This is a genomic window from Cupriavidus sp. 86D6 (assembly GCF_057815095.1).
In genome coordinates, this window is record NZ_JBYPSB010000001.1 from 389,514 (window position 1) to 414,915 (window position 25,402).

Below are 25,402 nucleotides of genomic sequence, written 5' to 3' on the forward strand. Positions count from 1 at the left end.
GTTGATTTGGCGCTGGCCGGGCACGCAAGTATTCGGCAGAGCGAGTGACTTTTTCGGCTTATGATTATTCGCACCAACCGGCTGTCGACGATGGCCGACGCTCTCGTCCTTGCGTTTCCGATCCTGATTCTGTGCGTGCCACGGGGGGCAGGGATGTTTCTGGCGGGCGTCGGTGTGGTGTTTCTGGGCGGGTGGCGTGGGCTGGGACGCGATTGGCGCCAGCATGCCAATGTGCTGATGCCGCTGACTCTCGCGGTTCTGGCGTTCCTGGTGGTCTACCTAGTGTCGAAGTTTTATCACCACACCCCCTGGAATGTGATCGACAATCCGTCCCGTATGCTGCTGGCGGTTCTGACCTGCTGGATTATCGTTCGCGCCGCGCCGAATCCTGATCGACTTTGGACTGGAATTACCCTGGGATTGTTTGGAGCGCTGGTGATCGTGACCTTCCAAACGCTGGTCTTGCACACTGACAGGCCGTCGGCGTGGGTTCAGCCTATCGCGTTTGCAAATATGGTGGCAGCACTGGCTCTAGTGGGCTTTGCTAGGCCCGGCAATGGGCTCCGAACGCACGTTCAGGCTTGGTTCAACGTTGCTTGTGCGACGCTGATCCTCGTGATGAACGGCTCACGAGGCGGCATGGTGGCCATGTTGCTGACCCTGTTTCCCTTGCTTTTGGTCCGGTATCGCGGCTTTAGCCTGCGCATGTTCCTGGTTTCCAGTGCAGCCATTGTCGCCATTGTTGGCGGAGCGTATCTTGTACCGGCTAGCCCGCTCGCTGAGCGAGTGGATAAGGCGGTGATGGAGGTACGTCAGTTTGACCAGGGGAATTCGGAGTCGTCGGTTGGCGCGCGGTTGCAGATGTGGGAAATCGGTATGCGTTATTTTGCCGAGCATCCGTGGTCGGGAATTGGGGCCGGACAGTTCGCTCTGATTCTAAAGGCGGCCCCGTATTGCGCCAACCGATCGGAGTCGATGGTGTGCGTGCTTGAACACGCACATAACGATGTTGTGGAGGCTGCTTCTACGACGGGTGTACCCGGGCTGTTGACCTTGCTTGGACTATTCCTCGTTCCGGCCGCGCTGTTCTGGAGGATGATTCGTACGTGCCGCGCAACAGGCAACGTTCGTGGTGAAAGCGTCGGAGCTGCAGGCCTTGCCGTCATTATGGCGTCGTTGCTATCGGGTCTGACGCAGGTGACCCTCGCGCACCAGGCAAATATCGTTTTCTATGCTGGTTTGGTGGGCTTACTGCTGGGCTTGGCTGGTCGAGAGGCGGCCAGGGCTGCGCGACCTGTTGTCACGTCGGACGCCGGTCGTGACGTGGTAGCCTCCACCACGAGATCGTCATCCTTGGCGAGTGGCAAAGCGATATCCGCCTAACTACGGGGCGGGCCGGTCATGTCCCGTCGGGAACTGGTTCCGCGCGCCGGCTTGGCGGCTGGTGCAGACCCCACCTTCGCCTTCCCCGGCACCCTATACATCGCCCCCGGCATCTGCGTCAGCAGCGTATTGATCTGCACCACATCGTCTTCCGACAGCGTGCCGGTGGACGCCTTCAGGCGCATGCCGTTCATGATGGTGTCGTAGCGGGCCTTGGACAGGTCCCGGCGTGTCGAAAACAGCTGCGCTTCGGCGTTCAGCACGTCAATATTGATGCGCACGCCCACCTCGTAGCCGAGCTGGTTCGATTCCACGGCGCTCTGTGCGGAGCGTTCCGCTGCTTCCAGGGCCTTGACCTGGGCCAGGCCGTTGAATACGCCGGAGTACGTCTGGCGCGCCTGTTGTGCGGCGGTGCGGCGCGCGAATTCCAGGTCGCTCGCGGCCTTGTCCGCCAGCGCCAAGGTTTCGCGCACGCGCGACTGGATCTGGCCGCCGGTGAAGATCGGGATATTCAGCTGCACGCCCACCACGCCAGAGTTGTAGCGGCTGCCGACGTTGCTGAGCTGGGTGGCCGTGCCCTGGGCGTTGGTGTAGCCGTAGGACGCCACCAGATCCACCGAAGGCAGGTGGCCCGCCTTGGCCTTGTTGGTCTCGCGCTGGGCGGTTTCCAGGTTGTAGCCGGCCAGTCCCACCTGCGGATTGGTCTGCTCGGCCTGCGATGCCCACGCATTCACATCGGTCGGCTGAGGCCCAGGGATCTGGGCTTCGGGCCGCAGCCCCATGAGTTCGTCCACGGGTTTGCCGGTGATCTGCTGCAGCGTGGCGCGGGTCACCTCCAGCGCGCTCTGGGCCGCGATTTCGGTCGATGTGGCAAGGTCGTAGCGGGCCTGCGCGTCGTTGGCATCGGTAATCGTGGCCGTGCCCACCTCGAAGTTGCGCTTGGCCTGTTCCAGCTGCTCACCGATGGCTTTTTTCTGTGCGCCGGCCAGGTAGAGGTTGTCCTGCGCGGCCAGCACGTCGAAGTAGGCCTGCGACGCACGCGTGATCAGGTCCAGCTGGGCCTGCTGGAACGTGACTTCCCCCGCCAGCGACGCCAGTTCGCCCTGCTTGTAGGTTTCCCAGCGGTCCCAGCGGAACAGCGGCTGCGTCAATTGCAGCGCCCAGGTGTTGGCGTTGAAGTAGCGCGTGGTATCCACCGGCGAGCTGTAGTCGGCCATGGTCCGCTGCGCGCCCGCCGTGCCCGCGATCTGGGGCAGCAGGCCGGCACGGCCCTGGGGCAGCTTCTCGCGCGTGGCCAGCAATTGCGAGCGGGCACTGGCGAACTGGGCGTCGTTGGCTTGCGCGTCGCGGTACACCTGCAGCAGGTCGGCGGCCAGTGCGGACGGCATGGGCAGCCAGGCGAGCAGGGCAGCCGCGAGCACCAGGGGTTTCCTGGCCGCAACGGACACGGCGGAAAGCGCAAAACTCATGACATCTCCAGCTCGGCCAGCGGCACGCGCGGCCAACGATCGATAGGTTGCGACGGGTGGTACTGCCAGGGACGGGGTACTTCGGATGCTGCGGGTACGGCCGGGGTGCTGCGCGGTGGCACGGCCCCGGCGTGCTGCCGGGGCCGGTTCCGGATCAATACTGCGGAACGGACGGATCGACCTGGGTAGACCAGGCGTGGATGCCGCCGGTCAGGTTCCAGACCTTGGCATAGCCCTGGCGCTCCAGGAAGCTGGCCACTTGCATGCTGCGTGCGCCGTGGTGGCAGATGCAGACGATCTCGGCGTCCTCGTCGATATCGTTCAGACGGGCCGGAATTTGCCCCATCGGGATATGCGTGATGCCGGGCATCGCGGCGGTGCGCACTTCCAGATCCTCGCGCACATCCAGCAACACCGGCTTGGCGCGGCCGGCATCAGCCAGCCATTGCGCCAGTTCGGGGGCGGTAATTACCTGCATGGCCGGCTCCGGTTCAGAACTTGAAGCGCGACGGCTGTGCCGCGCCTTGCAGCGGCTTGGCCAGCGTCTCGAAGATATTCACGACCTGGTACTCGGTCTCCGACACGCGCGTGATGATGCGGGCTTCCATCACGGGTGCCGTGCCGATGATGGCGGCGATACGGCCACCAACCTTGACCTGCGACAGGATCGACTGCGGCAGTTCCGGCAGCGAGCCGGAGATGCAGATGACGTCGTACGGCGCGGCCACGGCCCAGCCGTCGGCGGCATTGCCTTCGGCCACTTCCACATTGGTCACGCCGGCATTGGCCAGGTTCTGGCGCGCCAGTGCCACCAGTTCCGGACGGATGTCGACGGTCACCACGTGGCGGCCGCGGGCCGCAAGCAGCGCGGCCATGTAGCCCGACCCTGCGCCGATTTCCAGCACGTTCTCGTGCTTGCGCACGTTCAGGTCCTGCAGGACGCGGGCTTCCACGCGCGGGGGCATCATGTTCTCGCCGCCCGGCAGCGGAATCTCCATGTCGACGAAAGCCAGCGCGGCGTAGGCCTGCGGCACGAACTGCTCGCGCTTGACCACGGCCAGCAGGTCCAGGATTTCCTGGTCCAGCACGTCCCATGGGCGGATTTGCTGTTCGATCATGTTGAATCGGGCTTTTTCGAGATCCATCTTGCCTTTCCTTCCAGATGCTTGCGGGGTTGCGCCGCCGGCCGGGCTTTTCGCCCCGCCGTCCGCGCTGTTGTGTCGATCAGTGTCGGATTTGCCTTGTCCCGTCGGGCGCCAGAGCCGCCGCATGCCGGGATGTTACGCAAAAGCCCGCTATTTTACCCTCGCCGACCGGGCTGGCATGTTTACAAACGGTTAGCGTTGCGCCGTGGCACGCGGGGCCGTGCGCGGCCTGGGGTGTCTTCATGTCCGGACGGTCGCACGGGTGTCATTCCGGGAATCGGGTTCGGAATCCGCCGCCGCGCGCTCCGCCATCAGTTCGTCACGAATCCGCTCCCAGACATAAGGCCCTTCCTGGGCGGGCAGCGGGGTATCGCGCGCCGGACCCGTGGTCAGGCCGAACAGCAGCATATGCAGCAGCTGGTCCAGGAACGCATTCGGGTCGATGGCCGGCATATTGACCTGGCTGAAGGCGCTGCGCCAAAGCATCAGGAACACCAGCGGCGCGCACAGCAGCGTGGTCGCGGGATTGGCCGGCACCTGGCGGAACTCGCCGCGTGCCACCCCGCGCGCCAGCACGCGGGCAAACAGCGCATCGCCGGGCCCCATGACCTCGTCCTGGTAGAACTGGGCGATATCGGGAAAATTGCCCGATTCGGCAATGATCAGCTTGGTCAGTCCGGCCACCGGCGTAGCGCCGATCAGGCCCCACCAGCCCAGCAGCAGTTCGCGCAGCAGTTCCGGGGTTGACCCTTCGTAGGTGTCCACAAGATCGGTGCCCTTGGCCAGCGCGGGCACCATGTTTTCGCGGACCACTGTCTTGAACAGTTCTTCCTTGTTCGCGAAGTACAGGTAGACCGTGCCCTTCGACACGCCGGCCGCTGCCGCAACGTCCTCCAGCCGGGTAGCGGCGTAGCCGCGTTCCACGAACAGCGTCAGCGCGGCGGCCACCAGTTCTTGCGGGCGCGCGGCCTTGCGCCGGCTCCAGCGGCGGGTGTCGGGGTCTTTCTTGGGCAGGGCAGGGCTCACGGGACAGGCGTCAAAGCGATCCATGCGGGATGCATCGCAGTATTAATAACTTGTCGGTCAGTAATGTAGAGGACCGGAATTGCGGGGTCAAGCCGCGTGCGACGAATGGTATAAGTGACGCATGATACGCAAGTTGCTCTTTGTTGCAGGTCTGGCGGATCGGGTCAGGCACAATGCCGGCTTGGTACCGCGCATCGGCGGCACCCCTGTATTGTCGGCATCTGCCGCTGAACCTTCACCATGTCCTGCGAGTCTGAACCCACCTGCCGTGCCGGCTGCGGCGCTTGCTGCATCGCGCCGTCCATCACGTCGCCCTTGCCAGGCATGCCGCATGGCAAGCCGGCCGGCCAGCGGTGCGCGCAACTGATGGCGGACATGCGGTGTGCGGTCTTCGGACAGCCGCAGCGGCCGGCGTTCTGCGGCGGACTTCGCCCGTCGGCCGAAATGTGCGGGGATTCCCGCGAATCGGCCATGGTCTGGCTGACGCGGCTCGAGCAGGCGACGGCGCCGGCCGAAGCGGTGCGCTGACCCTACTGTTTGATGGAGAGGCATGCATGATTGCGATGACGCGCCGGCGCTGGCTGGCGGCCGCGGGTGCCGCCGCGCTGGTGGCCACGGGCTGGCTGGCGGGCTGCAGCGTATTCCGTAGCGAGTACACATTCTCGCAAAGCCAGCTGCAGGACGCGCTGGCGAAGAAATTCCCGTTCAACAAGCGGTATATGGAGGTGTTCGATATCCAGCTTGCCAACCCGCAGCTGGCGCTCGACGCCACCCGTAATCGCGTGCTGGTCAGTTTCGATGCCACGATCGACAACCGGCTGTTTTTCCGCCAGCCGCTGACGGGCCGCTTCGCGCTGGACAGCGCGCTGCGCTATGACCCCCCAAGCCATTCGCTGGTGCTGCAGGACCCCGAGGTCAAGCAGTTCGACGTGCAGGGGTTGCCGGGCCAGTTTGCACGCCAGTTGAATGCACTGGGCGGTATCCTGTCCGAGCAGTTGCTGCAGGGCTATCCGCTCTATACGTTCAAGCCGGAGCAGTTGCGGCTGGCCGGCACTAGCGTGGAGCCCGGTACAATCACGGTCCTGCCAGACGGTATCAACGTCAAGATTAATCGGCCGTAAATTCACAGCAACAATAATGCGATGCCTTCGGGCATCGCTGGCGGACCAGCCGCCATTCGCGCCTACTTTTTGAGTCCACATGGATATTGCACTCGCCCTCAAGGCCGTGATTCTCGGCATCGTCGAAGGACTGACCGAATTTCTTCCCATCTCCAGCACCGGCCACCTGATTCTTGCCGGACAACTGCTGGACTTCAATGACGAAAAAGGCAAGATCTTCGAGATCGTGATCCAGTTCGGCGCGATCCTGGCGGTGTGCTGGGAATTCCGCCGGCGCATCGGCGCCGCGCTGGGCGGGCTGGTCTCGGACCCCCGGCAGCAACGTTTTGCGATCAACGTGATTGTTGCCACGGTGCCGGCCATCGTGCTGGCGCTGGTGTTCGGCAAATGGATCAAGGCCCATCTGTTCAATCCGATTACCGTGGCGCTGGCGTTTATCGTCGGTGGCGTGGTGATTCTCTTGGCGGAGTGGCGCGAGGGGCGGCGCGGTACCGTGTCGCATCCGCAGGGCAATGCGCTGCTGGAAGCGGCCAAGGCCGGCGCGCCGCGCATCGAGTCCATCGACGACCTGACCTGGCGCGACGCCTTGAAGGTGGGTCTCGCCCAGTGTTTCGCCCTGGTGCCGGGCACCTCGCGCTCGGGCGCGACGATTATCGGCGGCATGCTGTTCGGCCTGTCGCGTCAGGTGGCTACCGAGTTCTCGTTCTTCCTGGCGATCCCGGTCATTTTCGGCGCCACGGTCTACGAACTGTACAAGGCGCGGGCGGTGCTGTCGGCCGACGACCTGGGCATCTTCGGCATCGGCTTCGTGTTCGCATTTCTCTCGGCGTTCCTGTGCGTACGATGGCTGCTGCGATTCGTGGCCACGCACGATTTCAAGCCATTTGCCTGGTATCGGATTGCCTTCGGGATTATCGTGCTGCTGACCGCCTGGACGGGCATGGTGTCCTGGCACGCCTGATTTGCGACGCAAACGCAAATTGGCGACAGCTTGAAAAAGGGGCCTCGGTGAACTGACCCCCTAAAGTTGGACGGTCACTGACGCTAGGCGCCCAAGGGCTGAGTCCTGTATTGCACAGGACTCAGCCCTTTTAGTTTTGTCTTGATGCGGTGGTGATTGTAGTAGTGGATATAGCGGCGCAGGGCATCCTGCAACTGATCGACACTGCTGAACTTGCTCAGGTAGAAGCACTCGGACTTGAGCGTTCCGAAGAAGCTCTCCATGGCCGCGTTGTCCAGGCAATTCCCGCGGCGTGACATGCTCTGTGTCAGGCCATGCTCGGTCAGTGTCCGCCGGTAGGCCGGCATCTGGTATTGCCAACCCTGATCGGAATGTAGCAAGGGCCGTCGGGGGCCGGATAACCGATTCAATGCCTTCTTGAGCATGGTGCTCACCAGGCTGAAGTGTGGGTGTCGGCTAGTCTGGTAGGCCACGATCTCCCCGTTATACAGGTCCATCACAGGCGATAGGTAGAGCTTGTCGCCACCGACATTGAACTCGGTAACATCCGTCACCCATTTCTCATTGGGACGTGGGGCCTCGAACTGGCGTTGCAGCACGTTGGGTATGGACACGTGGCCTGGCCCTCGATACGAGCGATATTTTTTGCACCGAATCAGAGACTTCACACCGAGTGATTGCATCAGGCGCTGAACCGCCTTGTGATTGACCGTCTCGCCAGTGCTGCGCAGGGCTGCAGTAATACGCCGGTAGCCATAGCGGCCTTTGTGACGCTGATAGATCTTCAGGATGCGTGCTTTCAGCCCGGCGTCTTTGTCGCCAGCTTCAAGCAGCTTCGTCTGATAGTAAAACGTGCTGCGCGCCAGTCCTGCCACCTTCAGCAGCGCCGCTAGACCGTAGTCCTGTCTCAGATCAAGCACTAGCCGCGCCATTTCTGCGCGGCAGTCTTTTTGGCCTGAACCAAGGCATTCCATTTTTTAGGTACGCGACCTCCGCGCGTAGATACTCGATTTCCTTAAGCAAGTCCTTGCGCGAACGCTCGTCGTCGGCAGGGGTCTCCGTCACAGGTTTGGGAGGAGTGGCTTGCGGCATCATCTTTGGGCGCCCGCGTGGTTGGGGCGACAGAGCATCTACACCGCCACCATGATAGCGGCGCTTCCAGTCCCCTATGCCGCCGGGGCTGCGAATGTCGAACAGCGCGGCAGCTTGCTCGCCGACAAACCTTCCTGTCGCATGTGCTGCAGCACCTTCAGCTTGAACTCGGCTGTGTAAGGGCCACTGCGCTTCTTGCGCAACCCGTCGAGCCCATTCTGTCGGTAGCTCGCTGCCAACGCGCCAGCAGCCGATGCCTTACGTCGTGCTTCGCTGCGATTGCCCTGACGTCGCAACGACCGGCCAAATACTGCCTTACCAATCTGAGCTTGAATCGCTCGTCGTACTTCGCCATGAAAAAACACCCCAAAGGTTGGACGGGTGTCCAACTTTTGGGGTGCAGTTCACTCGGGCCCCTTTCTCATTTCTTGCGGAATACCACGTCCCAAACGCCGTGGCCCAGCCGCACGCCGCGTTTTTCGAATTTGGTCACCGGACGGTAATCTGGGCGTTCCGCAAAGCCACCGGCAGCGGTCGAGGTATTTTCCAGGGTCGGTTCGCCGCTCAGAACTTCCACCATCTGGTCGGCGTATTCTTCCCAGTCCGTCGCGCAGTGGAAATAACCACCGGGCTTCAGGCGGCTGGCCAGCACCTTGACCAGTGGCGGCTGCACCAGGCGGCGCTTGTTATGGCGCTTCTTGTGCCAGGGATCGGGAAAGAAGATATGCACGCCGTCCAGCGACTGCTCGGTCAGCATATGCGCGATGACTTCCACCGCGTCGTGGTTCATGATCCGCACATTCTGCAGATCGTTCTCGCCAATCTGCTTCAGCAGCGCGCCGACGCCGGGCTCATGGACTTCGCAGCCCAGGAAATTGTCCTGCGGACGCAGTTTGGCGATATGCGCCGTCGTCTCGCCCATGCCAAAGCCAATTTCAAGAATCGACGGTGCCTCGCGCCCAAACGTGGCCGTCCAGTCCAGTGGTTCGCCTTGATAGGGCACGATGAACTTTGGACCGAGGTCGTCGATGGCGCGCTGCTGGCCGGTGGACGTGCGTCCGGCACGCCTGACAAACGAGCGGATACGGCGCGGATGCGCGACCTCGTCACCCGGGTTGGCAGGCGTGGCGTCCGCAGGTTGTCCGCTGTCGCCGTCGGCGTAGTCGCCGGGCAGCGTGTCGGTGTTCGTGTCTTCGGGAAGCATGGCAACAAAAAACCGCCGGGCGGATCGCCGGTCATTCATTGACCGGGTGCCAGAGGCGGCTTGTCAGATCTGAGAAGTGGAGCGGGCGATGGGAATCGAACCCACGTCTTTAGCTTGGGAAGCTAAGGTAATAGCCATTATACGACGCCCGCCATGGGTTACTGGGGGCGGATTCTAGCACGATTCCGCCAGCGGTCCATGCCCCGCAATTCCTATTTTGCTCCGCAATCTACCTTGTAGGGGCTACCTTCTTACCTCGGCGCAGGTAGTGCCGCTTGGTCGTTCGCAGGTCCGCGTGGCCCAGCAGATCATCGGCTGCGCCCTCTCCCTCGTCCGAAGTGTCGTCCGCTGCCGTCGCCCGAAGGTCATAAATCCAGAATGCCTCACTACTATCGGCCTGCTTCGGGCGCGTCGTCTTGGTCGGTTTCTTGGCAGTCGCGAACTGGCTGCGCAGAGTCGGCTGGCTTAGCGTCAGGCCCTTATCGTTGACCAGCAGGTAGATCGAATTCACCGATAGCGTGGCCTTTCGTGGCCCTGATCCGATCCAGCTGCGGCTTGAGTTCGCCCACGATGGCGATCCGACGCGGCGCCTTCGTCTTGCCCTGCTTGAACAGTCACGATTCCCCCTCCCCATTCCCATTATGGCGCTGGCTCAGTTCGCGCCAATGATCGCCGGCTGGCTCGGCGGCTCCAAGGCCGCGGAGGTCGCCGGCAAGGTGGTCGGCATCGCCCAGGCGGTGACTGGGCAGTCGGCTCCCGATGCCGCTGTCGCCGCGCTGCAGCGCCGATCCGAACCTCGCCTACCAATTCCAGAATGCGGTCCTCGACCAGCAGGCGCATCTGACTGAGATCGGCGCCGATGTGCGGAAGGCCGAGATTGCGGCTGATGTGCAGATGTCGCAGATTGCCGCTTCCGAGCGCGATAGCGCCCCGGAAGCGTGAAGTCGCCGTGCATGACCGTACCCCGCAGGTGCTGGCCTTCTGAGTCATAGCCGGATTCCTGGCTATGGCCTTCTCTGTGCTGTTCGGACAGGTTAGGGCGGATACGGTGCTCGTCGGGACCGTCATCGGGTATATGTCGGCGAAGGTTGAGCGGGTCATTGCCTACTATGTCGGCTCGACCTCTGACAGCCGGCGCAAGACGGAAATCATGGGGCAGGCCACGGGCAACAAAGCCGACAACCGGGGCTGACCATGTTCCTCGCCTATCCTTTCATGGCGCTCGATTCGCTCTGTTCGCCGCGCTGACGATGATCCTCGCGCCGGCTCTGGCGCTAATGGCCGGCATGAGCGCCAATCTTCCGCGCTGGCTCTCGTGGTTCCAGACCTTCAATGCTGATCTGGATCAAGGCTGGCGGCAGGGGAGTTTTCCGGTGCCGCGCAATGCCCTCAAACTCTGGTGGGTGCGTACGCGGGCTCTGGAGGAAACCGGGGCTACACGTTTACTATCAGATGCTGGGATGTCCCTTCGACCCTTCCACCTGGCAAGTGGCGACTGATCGGCGGGACGGCTCCCTGTTTATCGCCATCGACCCGCGCGGGCGATTTTGTATCGTGGGAAAGACCGGTCTGCAGTTTCAAGTTCGGGTGGAAGACCAGGAACTACCGGCGCGGCGACCACTTCAGCAGGCGGCGAGGGGGCCGGAGATGCGCGCGACCGATCAGTTGCACCCTGTCGTGTTGACGACGTCTTGACTAGCGGCTTCGAATACGCGACCGGATCTCGGCTGCTTTCGGTCGACGATGCTCGCGATTACCGAAGCGGTACTTTGTCGTGCTCAAAGAATTGATTTACCAGATGGTCTGATCCGAGCGTTGTCAGATGTCCATAGTCATAGGCCAATGGCACGACTTTGTCGGTTGTCAACGATAGTAGACAACCTTGCGTGTTGCACATGTAGTCGAGCGGGCTGACGAAGTTGACACCCGAGGAAGCCGCAACTTCGCGCATTTGATCGTTCGTAGAAGTTGCAGCCGTATTGAAGTTTCGATAAGTCCTCGTTTCGATCCTGCTCCATACGTAAGAACGCTTCAGCATCTCTGGTTGGCTCACAGTAAAGACCGGTAAGCTGCCTACGAGAACAACATTTCGAACGCCTGCCTGCTTCACCATCTCGATGGTGGCCTTCAACTTATCGATATCGAGCTGTTGCCAAGTCTTGGTTCCATCGTACATAGACCAATAGCCCGCCATGACTAGAGTGTCAGGCTTTAGTTCTCGAATACGGTCCATTGTGAATTGATTCAAGCGAGAGCAATCTCTTTTTTGGCCTCCATCGAAATCCATGATCGGCGGGCAAGCGCTGACCGTGTACTGAGCGACGTTATAGTTGTGGGATGCTGCGTTGTCCGCGAAGCCTCGGTAGAGGGAGGCCGCGTGCGAGTCGCCCCAGATCATCAGCAGCGATCGATGGTTGTCCCGATTAGACTTGCAATGGCTTGCGAAATCCTGCACGGGGTCGTTCTGGGGGTCTAGGAAGCACTCACCGTATCGAAAGCCGATGAACCAGTTGTACGAGAGGGATTCATTCACCCCAACGTTCATTTCATTAATGAAGCGTTCCTTGTATCCGTTCTGTTCGAAGGCGTCGTAACCGACGTACCCAACAACGCCCATTAGCGACGCTAGAACGAGGACTTTCAGTTTCGTGAAGCCATTGCCGCGGATGTGCTTTTCGATTAGTTGGACCGTTAGCCACGCAAGCACAATTGCCGCGATAACAGCGCCCGCACGGATGCTTCGGGAGGGAACGCCGGCCTCGACGATGCGCGCAAATGAAAGCAACGGCCAATGCCAGAGGTAAAGAGGAAAGCTTACTAGTCCAATCCAGACGGCAATAGGGTGTGCCAGGAACGTCTTGTTGACCCAACCATTTGGGCCGGCGGCAATGATGAACAAGGCGCCCGTCACAGGCACGATCGCCCATTTGCCGGGGAAACTGAATTCCTGATTAATGTGCCAAAATCCGAAGCACAGCAACAGAATGCCCACGATAGAAAGCGTGTTGGAAAGCGTCTTTCCGTCGTTCTTTCGCTCGCCCGAATAGATCAGGCGCGCCAATACGCGATCGAGTTGCAGGCCGAACTGTTGGAAGCGCTCACGCTTGTAGAGAAGAAACCATGCCAGAAGGCTGCCCGAAAGCAGTTCCCAGAAACGCGTTTGCGGCGAATAAAATGTTGCCGTCCCGTCTTGCCTAATGCCACTGAGGTTCAGATATAGCGATGCTATGCCAATTATCGTTGCAATTGTCGCCAGATTGAATTTCCGCTTCCACGCAGCCCACAGCAAGAGCGGCCAGATGATATAAAACTGTTCTTCGATACCCAGGCTCCAAAGATGGAGCAATGGCTTCGTATCGGCTGACTTGTCGAAATATCCGGTCTCACTCCACAGTACGAGGTTCGATACGAAACCAGCGCCGGCCGCGATGTGTTTTCCGAGTTGTTTGAACTCCTCTGACAGCAGCGAAACCCATCCGATAGTATAGCAACAGGCAAGTACGACCAGCAGGGCAGGGAAGATACGTTTGACGCGCCTGGCATAGAACTCGAAGAAACTGAAAGTGCCGCGGTCGAGGTTCTGGAAAATGATCGTGGAGATCAGGAATCCTGAGATCACGAAGAAGACGTCGACACCGATGAACCCGCCCCTCATCCAGTGAGGGAATGCATGAAAGGCAACCACGGAAAGCACGGCCACGGCTCTCAACCCATCGATGTCCGGGCGATACTTCGGGTGGGAGAGATGTGCTTCATGGGTTACTGTGGCGGCCGGCTGTAGATGGCCAGCGGCCCGGAATAGACTGCGTTGCATTGGAGCCGTATTTTTCTGAGCGCGGGTCATTTTAACCGACTGCAGGCAGCGCCATGCCATACCTGCCCGAAATCTCCCTATTCGCCAAGTTTTCTCAAGGTCGGCCCGGGAAATTGTCAGGAATCTGCACGATCGGGGGGATTTTGTCAGAGTCGAGTGGCAAAGTCAGTTGCCGACTCCCGGTAAGCTGCCAGGATCCGCCGCAAGTCCGATGGTGATGCAGTTCGCGCGCGGGGCGCTGGCCGCAGCAGCTGGGCAGAGAAGGGCATAAAGGAAGGCAAAGCCTGGTGCTGCGTGCTCTGTCCTCGATCTTTTCGAGCGGGATCACGGCCTAAAATCGATCATTGATGACGAGGCAAGCGCGACGGTCCCGGATTGAGCAGTCTCATCACCATTCCTTGGGCCGGTTTCACGACCAGCAGATCCACGATGGTCGTTAGGCCTGTGGCAAGCACGAACACCAGCAGCCCAGTGGCCAATGCCCAGACCATGCTGTCAGCAAAGAGGGCTTTCACAAGGTCGTTGAAGTAGTAGTAGATGAAGATGTGGGCGAGGTAGATTCCATAGGTCCGCTCTGACAGGAAAGTCAGCGCCGCGCGGCCGCGCTCCACCACCATCCCCTTGAAGACATAGAAGATCGCACACGCCATCACGATCATGTTGACGCCCTCAACGTACTGATTCATCGGCCAGCCGCGGGCAGCGTTCACCCGCGTAATAGCAGCCGTTGCCAGGTACATCGTCGGAATCAGCGCCCACGCGGCCACCTTGAACCGGTCGCCGTCTACCCGCTTGAGCAGGCCACCCAGCACGTAGTAGAGCAGCCAGATGTTGACGCTTGGCAGGAAGATCGGCGCGTTCGGGACGTAGAGGGAATAGGCGTGCAGCCCGACCAGCGTCAGGATGGCAGTCCAGACGAGTTCGGGCTTGATCGCATCCAACAGCACCTTCAGGGCAGGCGTCACCAGGTACAGGCCTGTGATCCAGTAGACGAACCAGAAGTGCTGACTGACGAACCCCTTGTAGTTGACGGCCGGCCCCGCCACGACTAGGCGGAGGAAGTCACGAACTTGGTTCACTTCGAGGAACGCATGCCATGAGCCGGGCAGATTCCACATCTGCTGGACCATGAACAGGTGGATGTAGCCATACACAAGGAAAGGGATCACGACCCCGGGGAGGCGCGTGGCGTAGAACCTGCGCAACGACGTAATCGGCTGATTCAGCAGGAAATACCCGCTGATGATGAAGAAGATCGGAAGGCCGGCTCGTACGATCGACTGGAGAATCAGGGCCGTGTGGTTGTACTTTCCGGTAAGTGCGTATTCCGGAGACACGTGGATCATGATGACTGCGAGGCAGCACAGGATTCGCAGCAGCTCGATCTGGAGGTCTCGATTCTTCATGTGAGGCTTCAGCCGTCTTTCGTTGGCAGGATTGTAGCGTGCCGCGAAAATCTGACTAAGACGGAATCGCCGGGGTAACGCAGCCCTGTCCCGCGTGGTCAGTCTCTGCGGACAGATGCGGGGGGGGGCGAATCCCCCTGTCCCTTCGCCGCGGAGGTCGATGCCACTGTAAAGTCAATTGAAGGATTGAATTCGCAAGTTTTCCATATACGCTCGCGCGTAGCGAAACCGGTCCGCAAAGGCTTCTTTGGACAGACCACGTGCTAGCCAAAGTCGTCGGATCAGTTGTGCGGCCGATTCAGGCGGTGGTCGGGCAACCGTGCAACTGTGACCGATAGTCCAAGAAGCCCAATCGTGACATTGCAGTTTGATTCGTATAGGCTGCGACTGATATATCTGCGTCTTGACATTCCTGGAGTATTGGCATGGGCCTCGGTATTGCGGTGCTTCTAGTCGGCGTTCCGTTGTGCGCTTTCTTCGCATGGGTTGCTAATAACGGTATTCGTGCTCAGCATGCTGAGTGGCAGGCTCGCAGAGCGTTGGGGCTTTGCTGCAAAGGCGGCGATTGTCGATGCTGCACCGAAGATGCTCGTACCTAGATGCGTGGGAGCGGAGCAGTCTGCGTTCGTCGAAAAGCATAGTGTATGAGTCAGGGCTGAAGGCCTCTTGCGAACATGTGAGCATTGCGATATATTTCTCCTCACACTCGCGTCAACGACGCATCGACTCGCGGCCAGGTGCCGCTAAATGCGGCTCGCCCGCCTTGATGTTGTCCCTTCATCTCTGCCGATGGACCGCTCCTGTAGCGGACTATATGCGCAACGATAGGGCTCTGTAGCCGCACTATCCCTTAATGGATGGTGCCGGTTGCGGTTTCCTTTTTTCCTTCTTAGCTCGTTTTCTTGCTCAATGTCCTTAACGGTTGAGCATGCCGAGGGTCCGCCGCCTTACCCAGGGACGGATCTGCTGATATGGCTCGCCTGCCAGTGCAATGCTGGCGATTTTCTTGGCTCGACTTCGAGCGCGGCGAGCGTTGCCTATTCTCCTTCCTTCCTTCCTTCCTTCCTTCCTTCCTCCTCCTTACCCATCTGCCTTTGTTTCGACTTTATGTCTTTCGAATCGCGGTGCAGTTACGTCGCTACCTTGTCATAAGTTGTTCCTCGGCGTCGTCTACCCGGCGTTCCATCCCCAGTTGCTCTTAGCGGGCTGCAATTTATCTCGGATCCCCGAGCAGAGGCGGACACCTTGTCCCCAGAGCTACCTGCGCTCTTAACAAAGCAGGGTTCAGCGATATCAGGTTGTCGCTGTTGCGGCCCGAAGGGCTGAGTGGCGTGGTCGTGCAATTGCACACGCTTAACGGCTCTTAGCGCCGGCCCGATGGATGTTTCTAAGAGTTCATCGGCCGACAAGCTGCATAGCAGTTTCGCTTCACCCCGTATCGATGCCTGAGGGCTTCGGTGCCAGGACTGGTCAAGCCAGTCGCAGCAAACACTAACCGTACTGAACACTAACCACTGTTGGGGAACAGATGAAGATTGATATCTATGTCGAATTAATGCGAATGATCGATCTCAACCGAGAAGGTTCTTTTGCGACGCAGGCAGCTCGCAAGGAAGTATTGTCACAAGCGGCGCACGATCTTAAGGACTTGGGATTTAGGACACTTCCAGCCTCCGGATTAAAGCCTAAGCATGTGGTAGCTCTAGTGACTCACTGGCAGGCGCAGGGTCTTGCTGTTGCTACGATGAAAAATAGGATGTCCTATATCAGGTGGTGGGCTGGGAAAGTCGGTAAGCAGAATTGCGTACCTCGAAGAAACGCGCAGCTGGGCATAGGGCAGCGAAAATTCGTTACAAATATCTCGAAGGCGTTGATATTGCCATTAGAAGACATTGGAAAAATTTCGGACGACCGCATTAGATGTTCTGTCTTGCTTCAAAGAGAATTCGGTCTTCGTCGAGAGGAATGCCTAAAGTTCCAAGCAATTTTTGCTTTAGAAGGTAAATCCGTTAGCGAGGCAACGCAAATCCGTTTAATGGAGTCGTGGTGCAAGGGGGGCAGGGAAAGGTATGTGCCTATCACGTCCGATTCTCAGCGCGAAGTACTCGCTAAAGCTGTGGTGCTTTGCGGGCTGGGCTCCATGATTCCGCCGGAATTGACTTATGTAAAGCACTTAGGTCGCTACATTCGCCAGACGAGAAAAGCGGGCATCTGTAAATTGCATGGCTTGCGACACGAATACGCGCAGAAACGATACAGAGATCTTACTGGATGGCCTGCCCCTGCCGCGGGAGGGCCGGTTGCTTCGCAACTCACTCCGCAGCAACGATTAAGAGATAGGGCGGTGAGGCTCGCGATATCAGCTGAACTGGGCCACAATCGTGAGTCCATTACGGCGGTTTACCTGGGTAGGTAATTGATCTTTGAATGGTTTGGAATTGATATGAATACGCTAAACGAGCCGCAATTTGTTTCTATGATGGCATGGGGTGTGGTATTTTTGGTTGAGGTATATGCCGACAGAGACGGTTGGTACATAAGAATCAATGGATCATATTGGTTGGGTAGGAAAAAAGATGTGCCAGAGATATTTTCTAGTGTTGAGCTGCTGTATTGTATCTTCACGCGGTGGGATGTGAGCATCTTGTTTTGCATTTGAATCGCTGCCCAGAATTGCCGGAACGGCGCGATTAGTTAATGGCTAAAATGTTGTATTTTTCTTAAAATTCTTGGCTATTTTCCAATGAGAATTCCTATTCTTTGTATTTGGTTTGGATTTTGCGCGACACGGGGCTCCGAACGGTTTTTTGGGTGATGGTTTTTCAATAGCTCGAACCTGGCGCACAATAGTCGCCATCCCCACACGAGACGCCCCGCCCGTGCCCCCTGTTCCCGCTCAACACTTCAATTCCTACCTGCTGCCGCGCATTGTCGAGCGTGTGCGGCACCTGTCTCATGGCACCTTGCATGCGGATATCGTGCCGGCGCCCGCGTCGGACCAGCCGGCCTGTCTGCGTGTCTGGTCCCCGGCCCGGCCGAACGGTGGCCGCTATGTCCATCCGATCGACATCACGCTGTCGTGGGACACCTTCGAAGTGGACCGCCTGTTCGGTTCGGGTGGCGATGCGCGCTTCGATGCGTATCTGGATGCCTTGCCGGCCAAGCTCGATGCCTGGCAGGAACCCCGGCAGATCGATTTCCGCTCGCGCACGCAGGCCGATGCCACGGTGCTGATTGGCGGGCTCGATTTCGAGCATCTGGTGCGATGAGCGCCGTGTCGTCGCGGCAGACGGCTATCGGATGGTCAGCCGGCACGTCGCGGTGTCTTCCGCCCCGCCCGGCACCCATCGCAATCCCTGCCCATGGTCGATGGCATTTGGCAGGCCGAGCCAAGGCTCGACACAGTAGAAGTCGGAATCGTCGCGCTCGGTCCAGGTAGTCACGGCGTACCAGGGCGCCGTGTTGGCGGCATCGAGCCCGATTTCGATGGTACGCGCCGGGAGTTCGACGCAGACAGACCCGGCATCGCCATTCCCGCGGGCTTGCAGCACATGGAAGGTGTCCTGCAGCCGCGAATCGTCCAGGCGATAGGCGGGCTCGCCCGGCTCGGGCGCCGTCAGGCCGCCATCGGCCTGCTGCCGTACGCGGGACGCCGGCGGCATGACGATGCGGCTCTGTGCGCGGGCCTGATGGGGCAGGGCGAAGTAGAAATGATGACCGGCGTAATACGGCAAGGGGGGCAGCGCGGCGTCGCCGGTATTGCGCGTGCGCAGCGTGACCTCGATGCCATCCGGCACCAGCCGATAGGTGGCCGTGAACACGAATGCAAACGGATAACCGGGCCGGGTCAGGGCCGATGATGCCAGCGACAGGCTCACCGCGTCGGCCGACAGTTCCGAGACGGCAAACGGCAGGTCGCGTGCAAAGCCATGCTGGGGCAGTTCGTGGATCGCACCCGCACTGTCGCGCCAGCGGCCCGCTTCGCCGTCGACGAAATGCCGGCCGATAAACGGAAATAGCAGCGGATTGCCGCCACGTACCTTGGCGACGCGGGTCCAGTCGGCATCGTCCGGCCAGTAGAGGATGTCGTGCCCGCGATGCACCCAGCGCACAAGCCGCCCGCCGTGCGCGGGCGCCAGCAGCAGGTAGTTGTCGTCGTGGCCGACCCGGAGCAGGTCCTGGCCCTGGAATCGCTGAGTCGTGGTCATCGTGGGCATCCGTGGCGCGTCGAAAACCGCAAGCGTAGCGCATGTGGGCCGTCGGGCTTTGTGCGGCAGGACGCGCGCGGGCGCCTTACCGTCGCATCTCGTCGCTCGTGTAGATGGTTTCGCGCACCAGCGGATACACCTGCGCCTCCCAGTGCTTGCCGTTGAATACGCCATAGTGGCCGACCCCGGTCTGGATGTGATGCATGCGCAGGTACGGGCGCAGGCTCGAACACAGGTCCTGTGCCGCCATGGTCTGCCCGATGGCGCAGATGTCGTCGCGCTCGCCTTCGATGGTCAGCAGCGCCGTGCGGCGGATGGCACGCGTCGACACCCGCCGCCCGCCCACGTCCAGCAGGCCCTGCGCCAGCAGGAACCGCTGGAATATCAGGCTTACCGTTTCCAGGTAAAACTCGGCCGTCAGGTCCATCGTGGCGAAGTACTCGGTGTAGAACGCCTGGATGGCATCGGCCTTGGCGTGTTCGCCACGGGTGCGCAGTGCGTACAGGTCGCGCAGCGCCTGCTCGTGCCGCTCCCGGTTCATGCTCATGAAGGCAATCAGCTGCACGAAGCCCGGATACACGCGCCGCATGGCGCCCGCAAACCGCCACGGCACATAGCCGATGAGCGTGTTTTCGAACCACTCGATGGGGCGGCTGGTGGCCAGTTCGTTGACGCGGGTGGGGTTCACGCGGGCGTCGATCGGGCCGGCCATCAGCGTCAGGCTGGGCGGCTGCATCGGGTCGCCGTCCTCGGCCATCAGCGCGGCGGCCGCCAGTGCGGCCACGGTCGGCTGGCAGACGGCTACCACGTGGGTGTTGCCGCCCAGTGCGTGCAGGAAGGTGACCAGGTGTTGCACGAATTCGTCGAAGCCGAAGCGGCCGCGTGACAGTGGGACGTCTCGCGGGTTGTGCCAGTCGGTAATGTAGACGTCATGGTCGCGGAGCATCGTTTCCGCGGTGCCGCGCAACAGCGTGGCAAAGTGGCCGGACATCGGCGCCACCAGCATTACGCGCGGCTGCGGCGGCACGCCTTCGCGGCGAAAGCGCAGCAGCGTGCAGAACGGCGTGCGCGTGACCACTTCCTCGGCCACCGGCACGTCCTGGCCACGAATGCGCACGCTGTCGATGCCGAAGGGCGGGCGGTAGTGGGTCAGTCGGGCCAGCGCCAGCACTTCGCAGGCGCCGCGCAGAGAGCGCAGCGGCTCGGATTGGTCGCCATGGCGCCATGCGCTCAGCAGCGTGGCCGTGATGTCGGCGAGCGAGCATGCTGGCTGCATCAAGTCTGCGTATGTCTGGTAGGCCTGGTAAAGCATCGCTCGATCTCCCCACATCCAAGCCTTGGCACCGCAATTTATGTGCCATCGTGGTTCATGTTGGCACGCAGGTTGCGGATCGGGAATCGGTTCGGTGCGCCGGATCACACGCGGTGCACCGAGTGGCGCAAACACCGCGCGCCCATCGTGCGCGAAGCGGCGGGCGCTTCGGACTGGTGCCGGTCGTGCCCGCCGGCCGCACCGCCCGGGTGCGTACTGGCGGAACGCGTCCGTGGCACCGATACTGCAAGCGGACGTCACGCCCCGGGGGGCGGAGGAGGCAAGATGGCCAAGACAACGCTGACGATCAGCAGCAAGACCTATTCATCGTGGTCGCTCCGGGGCTGGCTGCTGGCGCGCTTTGCCGGGCTGGAGTTCGAGGAGGTGCTGGTGCCGCCCGACGATCCCGCCGTGCGCGCCGAAATCCTGCTGCTCTCGCCGTCGATCCTGGTGCCGTGCCTGCGGCATCAGGGCGTGACGGTATGGGACACGATGGCGATTGCCGAATACCTCAACGAGATCAAGCCGAAAGCCAGGCTGCTGCCCGACGACCTGGCGGCGCGTGCACATTGCCGCGCCATCTGCGGCGAAATGCACTCGGGGTTTGCCGCCATGCGCGCGGCGTTGCCGATGAACCTGAAGGGCCATTTCCCCGGCCTGAAGGTCTGGTCCCGGGCGCAGGCCGACATCGATCGCATCACCGCGATCTGGACCGAATGCCTGGAACGCTACGGCGGCCCGTTCCTGTTCGGCAAGCATCGCACCGTGGCCGATGCGATGTATGCGCCCGTGGTCACGCGCTTTGTCACCTACGGCGTGAAGCTTGACGCGCCGCTGGTGGAATTCTGCAAGACCATCCTGGCCATGCCCGAAATGCAGGAATGGATAGGCGCGGCGCGCGAGGAACCCGACGAAATCAGCGAACTCGACGTGGAGTTCTGACGCCGGGCGTGCCCTGGCTCGGATCACCGTTCAGGCCAGGCGCGGCTGGCGCGCCAGGTAGTCGGCGGCGTAGGCGAAGTACCACGCCAGGCAGTCCGGATTCGCCATCGCATCGGGATTGGCGATCCGGTCCGGCGCGTGGCCCAGCAGCAGCTTCTTGATCGGGACTTCCATCTTCTTGCCCGACAGCGTGCGCGGCACGCCGGGCACCTGCACGATCTCGTTCGGCACGTGGCGCGACGACAGCGCCGCGCGGATGCGCGCGCGCATGGTGTCGCGCAGGGCATCGTCCAGCGCCATGCCGTCGCGCAGCACCACGAACAGCGGCATGTACGATTCGCGGCCCAGGTATTCGAGATCGACCACCATGCTGTCGAGCACTTCGGGCAGTTCCTCCACCACGCGGTACAGCTCGCTGGTGCCCATGCGGATGCCATGGCGATTGATCGTGGCGTCCGAGCGCCCGTAGATGATGGCCCCGCCGCGCGGCGTGATGCGGATCCAGTCGCCATGCCGCCAGGCGTTCGGGTACACGTCGAAATAGCTGTCGCGGTAGCGGCTGCCATCGGCATCGCCCCACAGGAACAGTGGCATCGACGGCATCGGCTCGGTGCAGACCAGCTCGCCCACTTCGTCGATCACGGCATGGCCGTGCGCGTCGAACGCTTCCACCTTGGCGCCCAGGCAGCGGCATTGCATCTCGCCGGCGTAGACCGGCAGCACCGGGCAGCCGCCCACGAACGACCCGGCAAAGTCGGTGCCGCCCGACATCGGCGCCAGCCAGACGTCTTCGCGGACGTGGGCGTAGATCCATGCGTAGGCATCTTCGGATAACGGCGAGCCGGTCGAGCCGATGCCGCGCAGCCGCGAGACATCGGCAATCCGCGCCGGCTCGACGCCCGCCTTCATGCAGCTGGTGAAGAACGCGGCGCCGGCGCCGAACATCGTCACGCGGGCATCGTCGACGAAACGCCACAGCACGCCGGCGTCTGGCCAGGCGGGGTTGCCGTCGTACAGCGCGATGGTCGTGCCCAGCAGCAGCCCGGCCACCTGGGCATTCCACATGATCCAGCCGCTACTGCTGTACCAGTGGAAGACGTCGTCGGGGCCCAGGTTGTTGTGGAACGCCATGAGCTTGAGCTGCTCGATCACGATGCCGCCATGGCCATGCACGATGGGCTTGGGCATGCCGGTGGTGCCGGACGAGTAGACGGTCCACAGCGGATGGTCGAACGGCACCGGCTCCACCTGGAGCGGCACGTCGTGCGCCAGCACATCGGCCCAGGCGTGGCGCCGCAGGCTTGCGCTGTGGCCGGCGACGGCGCCGTCGAGGGCAGCGTCGACCTGGCTGCCCAGCGTCGGGACGATCACGATATCGGTCAGCGAGGGCAGGGCGGCCACGAGATCGGCGATGACGGGCGCGCGGTCGTACGCCTTGCCGCCATAGCGGTAGCCGTCCACCGCGATCAGCACCTTGGGCTCGATCTGCCGGAAGCGGTCGATCACCGCCACCTGGCCCATGTCGGGGGCGCAGCCGGACCAGATGGCGCCCACGCTGGCGGTGGCCAGGAAGGCCACGATCGTCGCAGGGATGTTCGGCAGATAGCCCGCCACGCGGTCGCCGCGCGTCACGCCCATCTGACGCAGCGCGTGCGCCAGCGAGGCCACCTGGGCTTCCAGGGTATCCCAGCTGATATCGGCCAGCGGTTGCGCCTCGCCGGCATGGCGGATGGCGGGGCGTGCGCGGGCCGGGCCCGTGCCGGCATGGCGGAAGACCTGCTGCACGTAGTTGAGCGTGGCGCCCGGGAACCAGCGTGCGCCGGGCATGGTGCGCTGGGCCAGCACGGCACTGGCCGGTGTGTCGAAGCGCACGTCGAAATAATCGACGATGGCTTGCCAGAACGCTTCGATATCGGCGATCGACCACTGCCACAGGCTGGCGTAGTCGCGGAAATCCAGCGCGCGCTCGCGGCGCAGCCAGTGCATGAAGGCGGCCAGCTGGCTGCCGTCGGCGAACGCCTGCGTGGGCGTCCACATCAGTGTCCCTGCAACGGTCATGTGTCTCCTCCGCGGCCCGTCTGACGCGGGCCCTTGGCGTGATGGGCGGTCCGCAAATGATAGCGGACCGCCGCGCCGCGGGTGCGCGGCTGGCTGAACGGCTACTTCGGGGACGCGAAGAGGGTGCCCCACATCTCGTCGACACGCGTCTTCACGGCCGGGTCCATCCTGATCGGGGTGCCCCATTCGCGGGTGGTTTCGCCGGGCCACTTGTCGGTGGCATCGATGCCCATCTTGGAGCCCAGGCCCGACACGGGCGACGCAAAGTCGAGATAGTCGATGGGTGTGTTGTCGACCATCACCGTGTCGCGGCTCGGGTCCACGCGCGTGGTGATGGCCCAGATCACTTCCTTCCAGTCGCGCGCGTCGATGTCGTCGTCCACCACGATGATGAACTTGGTGTACATGAACTGGCGCAGGAAGCTCCACACGCCGAACATCACGCGCTTGGCGTGGCCGGCGTACTGCTTCTTCATGCGCACCACCGCCATGCGGTAGCTGCAGCCTTCGGGCGGCAGGTAGAAGTCGGTGATCTCCGGAAACTGCTTCTGCAGCAGCGGCACGAACACTTCGTTCAGGGCCACACCCAGCACGGCCGGCTCGTCGGGCGGCTTGCCGGTGTAGGTGGAGTGGTAGATCGGGTCGCGCCGCATGGTGATGCGGTCGATCGTGAAGACCGGGAACCAGTCCTGCTCGTTGTAATAGCCGGTATGGTCGCCGTACGGACCCTCCAGCGCGTGCTGGTAGCCGGACGGGTGGTTCGGATCAGGCTGGATATGGCCTTCGAGCACGAACTCGGCGGACGCCGGCACCGACAGTTCGGACAGCGTCGGCGTGATGCAGCTGGCCAGCGCGGTGCGGCTGCCGCGCAGCAGGCCGGCAAACTGGTACTCGGACAGCGTATCGGGCACCGGCGTGACCGCGCCCAGGATCGTGGCCGGGTCGGCCCCCAGCGCCACGGCGATCGGGAACGGCTTGCCCGGGTTGGCCAGCGCGTGCTCGCGGAAATCAAGGGCACCGCCACGATGCGCCAGCCAGCGCATGATCACCTGATTGCGGCTGATGACCTGCTGGCGGTAGATGCCCAGGTTCTGGCGCTTCTTGTGCGGACCCTTGGTCACCACCAGGCCCCAGGTAATCAGCGGCGCGGCGTCGCCGGGCCAGCAGGTCTGGATCGGCAGGCGCGCCAGATCGACATCGTTGCCTTCCCAGACGATCTCCTGGCAGGCGGGGCTGCTGACGCGCTTGGGCGCCATGTCCCATACCGACTTGGCCAGCGTGAACAGCTTGCCGGCCTCGCGCAGCCCGCGTGGCGGCTCGGGCTCCTTGAGCGCCGACAGCACGCGGCCAATATCGCGCAAATCTTCCAGGTTCGACGCGCCCATGCCCAGGGCGACTCTTTGTGGCGTCCCGAACAGATTTGCCAGGACCGGTACTTTATAGATATCCCCGTCGTCCCGGCGCGGCTGCTCGAATACGACTGCCGGGCCTTCCGCGCGCAGGAGGCGGTCGCAGATCTCGGTCATTTCGAGGTTCGGCGATACCGGCGCGGTCACGCGCCTGAGGTCTCCGCGCTGCTCCAGCTGACCGATGAAATCGCGCAAATCTTTGTATTGCATAGTGAATTTGGTTCAGGGATGTGGCATCGCGCCATGCCGGGGCACGCTGCTTCGATGTGTGTGACGATACACACGCCACCTCAAAGGCGCAAAAAAATCGTGCCTCCGGACGCAGCAAAATTGTAAGTAACTGATGACTTTAGTCATTTGTTCAGACAATTGCGAGGCTAGGCGTGGCTTGCGATTGAGGGGCAGCGGTTAGCCCAAGAGTGCCGTAAAAGGCGTTGTTACATATTGCTGAAAGTAGGAATATTTCGTTGTCTTATGCTTGACGGGTTATAAAAGCGTTCCTACAATCCGGTCTGCTCTCAGGAGTGTTGCGTTGCAACATAGCTTGACCGGTTGTCAAGTGGGTGTGGCGAAAAAAGCAACGGCGACATTTCCGAATCGACTGTCCATCAAGCGGCCCCAGGGAGGAGCCCGGTGCGCAGTCCTCTGGCGGGATGCCGGAGTCGATGAGTGATCTTAGTGGCAGGGTGCGGCTCCCCAAGCTGTGCCCTGTTTCTCGTTGGGCGCATGGGGAGCGCCCGCCAACAGATGCTGGACACCCCTGCTAGGTGGCGCAGCATCCTTACTTGAATACGTTGAGATCGGGCACGCGCAGTTGTCGGGCGCGCGCAGCGGGCGACGGATGGAGGTAAG

At 61.6% G+C, this 25,402-nt stretch carries 22 protein-coding genes, 1 tRNA gene and 1 pseudogene; 10 read left to right on the forward strand and 14 right to left on the reverse strand.

The genetic code is table 11. From position 1 onward, the window contains the following. Window positions 1-60: 60 nt before the first annotated feature. Window positions 61-1,383 carry an O-antigen ligase family protein gene (locus AC3G88_RS01775; protein WP_488893079.1) on the forward strand — a complete coding sequence of 441 codons (1,323 nt, stop codon included), beginning with the start codon at window positions 61-63 and terminating at the stop codon, window positions 1,381-1,383. Here AC3G88_RS01775 and AC3G88_RS01780 read toward each other — a convergent pair. The 4 genes from AC3G88_RS01780 to AC3G88_RS01795 form a co-directional block, all read right to left on the reverse strand. Continuing rightward, a complete protein-coding gene (locus tag AC3G88_RS01780; RefSeq protein WP_488893080.1) occupies window positions 1,380-2,852 on the reverse strand; it encodes a TolC family outer membrane protein in 1,473 nt (490 codons plus the stop codon). The two genes, AC3G88_RS01775 and AC3G88_RS01780, sit on opposite strands and share 4 nt — an antisense overlap. A gap of 154 nt (window positions 2,853-3,006) precedes the next feature. Next, entirely contained in the window at window positions 3,007-3,330 is a 324-nt protein-coding gene (locus tag AC3G88_RS01785; protein ID WP_215528355.1) for a rhodanese-like domain-containing protein, read from the reverse strand. Between the two features lie 13 nt (window positions 3,331-3,343). After that, window positions 3,344-3,997, reverse strand: coding sequence for a protein-L-isoaspartate O-methyltransferase family protein (locus AC3G88_RS01790; protein ID WP_488893081.1), 654 nt, complete (start codon window positions 3,995-3,997; stop codon window positions 3,344-3,346). 240 nt (window positions 3,998-4,237) lie between these two features. Further along, entirely contained in the window at window positions 4,238-5,047 is an 810-nt protein-coding gene (locus AC3G88_RS01795; protein ID WP_488893082.1) for a TetR/AcrR family transcriptional regulator, read from the reverse strand. 216 nt (window positions 5,048-5,263) lie between these two features. On the opposite strand from AC3G88_RS01795, the gene AC3G88_RS01800 reads away from it, so the two are divergent. The 3 genes from AC3G88_RS01800 (at window position 5,264) to AC3G88_RS01810 (ending at window position 7,105) form a co-directional block, all read left to right on the forward strand. Beyond that, window positions 5,264-5,551 (forward strand): YkgJ family cysteine cluster protein, encoded by a 288-nt coding sequence (locus AC3G88_RS01800; protein WP_488893083.1) that lies wholly within the window; start codon window positions 5,264-5,266, stop codon window positions 5,549-5,551. A gap of 26 nt (window positions 5,552-5,577) precedes the next feature. After that, the gene (locus AC3G88_RS01805) at window positions 5,578-6,144 is read left to right on the forward strand and encodes a DUF1439 domain-containing protein (protein WP_488893084.1); all 567 of its coding nucleotides are present in this window, start codon (window positions 5,578-5,580) and stop codon (window positions 6,142-6,144) included. Window positions 6,145-6,223: 79 nt separating this feature from the next. After that, window positions 6,224-7,105, forward strand: a complete 882-nt coding sequence (locus AC3G88_RS01810; RefSeq protein ID WP_488770631.1) for an undecaprenyl-diphosphate phosphatase — start codon at window positions 6,224-6,226, stop codon at window positions 7,103-7,105. Between the two features lie 83 nt (window positions 7,106-7,188). Here AC3G88_RS01810 and AC3G88_RS01815 read toward each other — a convergent pair. From AC3G88_RS01815 to AC3G88_RS01830, 4 genes and pseudogenes are all read right to left on the reverse strand, one after another. After that, window positions 7,189-8,552: pseudogene (locus AC3G88_RS01815) on the reverse strand (IS3 family transposase). A 66-nt stretch (window positions 8,553-8,618) separates the two neighbouring features. Next, on the reverse strand, window positions 8,619-9,401 hold the full coding sequence (gene trmB, locus AC3G88_RS01820) for a tRNA (guanosine(46)-N7)-methyltransferase TrmB (protein WP_488893085.1): 783 nt from the start codon (window positions 9,399-9,401) through the stop codon (window positions 8,619-8,621). A gap of 77 nt (window positions 9,402-9,478) precedes the next feature. Then, window positions 9,479-9,553, reverse strand: a tRNA-Gly gene (locus AC3G88_RS01825). Between the two features lie 77 nt (window positions 9,554-9,630). After that, on the reverse strand, window positions 9,631-9,912 hold the full coding sequence (locus AC3G88_RS01830; protein WP_488893086.1) for a site-specific integrase: 282 nt from the start codon (window positions 9,910-9,912) through the stop codon (window positions 9,631-9,633). A 248-nt stretch (window positions 9,913-10,160) separates the two neighbouring features. Between AC3G88_RS01830 and AC3G88_RS01835 the strand changes: the two genes are divergently transcribed. The 3 genes from AC3G88_RS01835 (at window position 10,161) to AC3G88_RS01845 (ending at window position 10,900) form a co-directional block, all read left to right on the forward strand. Continuing rightward, window positions 10,161-10,343 carry a hypothetical protein gene (locus tag AC3G88_RS01835; RefSeq protein WP_488893087.1) on the forward strand — a complete coding sequence of 61 codons (183 nt, stop codon included), beginning with the start codon at window positions 10,161-10,163 and terminating at the stop codon, window positions 10,341-10,343. A 64-nt stretch (window positions 10,344-10,407) separates the two neighbouring features. Continuing rightward, entirely contained in the window at window positions 10,408-10,593 is a 186-nt protein-coding gene (locus tag AC3G88_RS01840; RefSeq protein ID WP_488893156.1) for a hypothetical protein, read from the forward strand. Next, window positions 10,511-10,900 carry a DUF7338 family protein gene (locus AC3G88_RS01845; protein WP_488893151.1) on the forward strand — a complete coding sequence of 130 codons (390 nt, stop codon included), beginning with the start codon at window positions 10,511-10,513 and terminating at the stop codon, window positions 10,898-10,900. Before AC3G88_RS01840 ends, AC3G88_RS01845 begins: the two co-directional genes overlap by 83 nt. A 254-nt stretch (window positions 10,901-11,154) precedes the next feature. Here AC3G88_RS01845 and AC3G88_RS01850 read toward each other — a convergent pair whose 3' ends face one another. Next, a complete protein-coding gene (locus AC3G88_RS01850; RefSeq protein WP_488893088.1) occupies window positions 11,155-13,245 on the reverse strand; it encodes an acyltransferase family protein in 2,091 nt (696 codons plus the stop codon). A gap of 311 nt (window positions 13,246-13,556) precedes the next feature. Next, a complete protein-coding gene (locus AC3G88_RS01855; RefSeq protein ID WP_488893089.1) occupies window positions 13,557-14,621 on the reverse strand; it encodes an acyltransferase in 1,065 nt (354 codons plus the stop codon). A gap of 1,528 nt (window positions 14,622-16,149) precedes the next feature. On the opposite strand from AC3G88_RS01855, the gene AC3G88_RS01860 reads away from it, so the two are divergent. Then, window positions 16,150-17,037: a phage integrase N-terminal domain-containing protein gene (locus AC3G88_RS01860; protein ID WP_488893090.1), complete on the forward strand. Its 888-nt coding sequence runs from the start codon at window positions 16,150-16,152 to the stop codon at window positions 17,035-17,037. A 463-nt stretch (window positions 17,038-17,500) separates the two neighbouring features. Continuing rightward, window positions 17,501-17,890, forward strand: a complete 390-nt coding sequence (locus AC3G88_RS01865; protein ID WP_488893091.1) for a DUF5594 family protein — start codon at window positions 17,501-17,503, stop codon at window positions 17,888-17,890. A 24-nt stretch (window positions 17,891-17,914) separates the two neighbouring features. Here AC3G88_RS01865 and AC3G88_RS01870 read toward each other — a convergent pair whose 3' ends face one another. Together AC3G88_RS01870 and AC3G88_RS01875 are read right to left on the reverse strand one after the other, a co-directional pair. Continuing rightward, window positions 17,915-18,838 (reverse strand): aldose epimerase family protein, encoded by a 924-nt coding sequence (locus tag AC3G88_RS01870; protein WP_488893092.1) that lies wholly within the window; start codon window positions 18,836-18,838, stop codon window positions 17,915-17,917. A 76-nt stretch (window positions 18,839-18,914) separates the two neighbouring features. Beyond that, window positions 18,915-20,141 carry a polyhydroxyalkanoate depolymerase gene (locus AC3G88_RS01875; protein WP_488893093.1) on the reverse strand — a complete coding sequence of 409 codons (1,227 nt, stop codon included), beginning with the start codon at window positions 20,139-20,141 and terminating at the stop codon, window positions 18,915-18,917. Window positions 20,142-20,426: 285 nt separating this feature from the next. On the opposite strand from AC3G88_RS01875, the gene AC3G88_RS01880 reads away from it, so the two are divergent. After that, a complete protein-coding gene (locus tag AC3G88_RS01880) occupies window positions 20,427-21,083 on the forward strand; it encodes a glutathione S-transferase family protein (RefSeq protein WP_488770627.1) in 657 nt (218 codons plus the stop codon). A 30-nt stretch (window positions 21,084-21,113) separates the two neighbouring features. Here AC3G88_RS01880 and AC3G88_RS01885 read toward each other — a convergent pair whose 3' ends face one another. After that, window positions 21,114-23,141, reverse strand: a complete 2,028-nt coding sequence (locus AC3G88_RS01885; protein ID WP_488893094.1) for an acetoacetate--CoA ligase — start codon at window positions 23,139-23,141, stop codon at window positions 21,114-21,116. A 101-nt stretch (window positions 23,142-23,242) separates the two neighbouring features. Next, on the reverse strand, window positions 23,243-24,760 hold the full coding sequence (ubiD, locus tag AC3G88_RS01890; RefSeq protein WP_488893095.1) for a 4-hydroxy-3-polyprenylbenzoate decarboxylase: 1,518 nt from the start codon (window positions 24,758-24,760) through the stop codon (window positions 23,243-23,245). Between the last annotated feature and the right edge of the window lie 642 nt (window positions 24,761-25,402).